Annotated in this window: 2 protein-coding genes; both read left to right on the top strand. The window is 41.5% G+C overall.

Features of this window, described 5'->3' with window-relative positions:
- The first annotated feature begins 220 nt into the window (after nt 1–220).
- The gene (locus V7K42_RS09325) at nt 221–841 is read left to right on the top strand and encodes an alpha/beta hydrolase (RefSeq protein ID WP_334915535.1); all 621 of its coding nucleotides are present in this window, start codon (nt 221–223) and stop codon (nt 839–841) included.
- A 154-nt stretch (nt 842–995) separates the two neighbouring features.
- Nucleotides 996–1,208 carry a protein IsiD gene (isiD, locus tag V7K42_RS09320; protein ID WP_334858968.1) on the top strand — a complete coding sequence of 71 codons (213 nt, stop codon included), beginning with the start codon at nt 996–998 and terminating at the stop codon, nt 1,206–1,208.
- Nucleotides 1,209–1,389 lie beyond the last annotated feature (181 nt).

The raw sequence follows: 1,389 nt of genomic DNA, 5'->3' as shown, positions 1-1,389 counted from the left end.
TTCATCCCACACGCGTAGGCGAAGCCCGCCGTAGGCATCGCTGCCTTTATCCTTTATTTAGTATCTATGTACTATATTTAGATGCGTTTGCCCTGTAACCTTGGGTCTTTGTCTGTAATTGTTCTAACTCCTGAAAAAATAGGCGAACCGGGAGCGATCGTACTAAGTTTGCTTGAAGAGATAGGATCTATTAGAAAAGTTAAATTTTAGGAGTAAACCTCTGTCTTTACAATTTATTACCGTTCCCCCTGGAACTTCTCAACCCGCCGCAGGCTTAATTGTTACTTTGCATGGTTGGGGCGCTAATGCTGAGGATGTAGCATCTTTGTTACCCTTACTCAACTTACCTGATTACCAGTTTATATTACCCAATGCACCTTATCCTTATCCCTATTCCCCTATAGGGAGGGCATGGTATGACTTGCGGGTGGAGAATATGTATGAAGGATTGGCCGAAAGTCGGCAACTGCTAATAGATTTTTTACAATCTTTAGAAAGTAGCACTGGTGTACCTTTGTCACGCACCATCTTAAGTGGATTTTCTCAAGGCGGGGCAATGACTTTAGATGTCGGCTCAAAATTGCCCCTAGCAGGTTTAGCTGTCATGAGTGGGTATTTACATCCTGACGCATTAAGGGCAGATCAAAAAGGGATTCCACCGACTTTAATCAGCCACGGTAAATATGATGAAGTTGTGCCACTGCAAGCTGCTTTGAAGGCACGAGAAACTTTAAAATCTCTAGGAGTGGCGGTAGAATACCACGAATTTGATATGGGACATGAAATAAATCCACAAACGTTAGATGTGCTACGGAAATTCGTTGCAAATGTAATTGGCTAGTCAGAATTACGAATTTTTTATAAATTCTGGTATAAATGCTGAAAATTTTCACGAAATCTATGTCTTCTAATGAGTAATATATATAGGGTAGCTGCGTTCAGCGCAACTTAACCCATGCTGAAAGCGAGTGCTGCATAAGGGAGGGGCTAGCATTATGACAACTCTAAGCATTTCCAGGAAAGAAATTGCTGCCATTACTGCGGCAGAAGTAGAAGAACTAGCTGCACGTCTGGATCTGGATAATTACAATAATGCTTTTGATGGTTTAAATGATTGGCATCTATTGCGAGCGATCGCATTTCAACGTCCAGAGTTAGTTGAACCCTATATCTACCTCTTAGACTTGGAACCTTACGATGAAGCGTAGTTGAGAGTTAGGAGCTAGGAGTTAGGAGTTGGAAATTAATATTAGTAACTACTTGCTCCTAAATTACTACTTACTCCTAACTTTTTACCATGACTAATCCAACATTAAACAGGGTTCTAATAGGTGTAGGCGGCGGTATCGCCGCCTACAAAATTTGTGAGCTGGTTTCGACGCTGTTTAA

Origin of the sequence: Nostoc sp. (assembly GCF_036917455.1) — a bacterium.
Classification (GTDB): domain Bacteria; phylum Cyanobacteriota; class Cyanobacteriia; order Cyanobacteriales; family Nostocaceae; genus Nostoc.
The sequence above is the reverse complement of the archived record's forward strand: the minus strand, read 5'-3'. Positions and strand labels throughout refer to the sequence as shown.

What these genes read in the sequence shown, in the direction of transcription:
- isiD (WP_334858968.1), top strand. Translation starts at nt 996, where the DNA reads ATGACAACTCTAAGCATTTCCAGGAAAGAAATTGCTGCCATTACTGCG.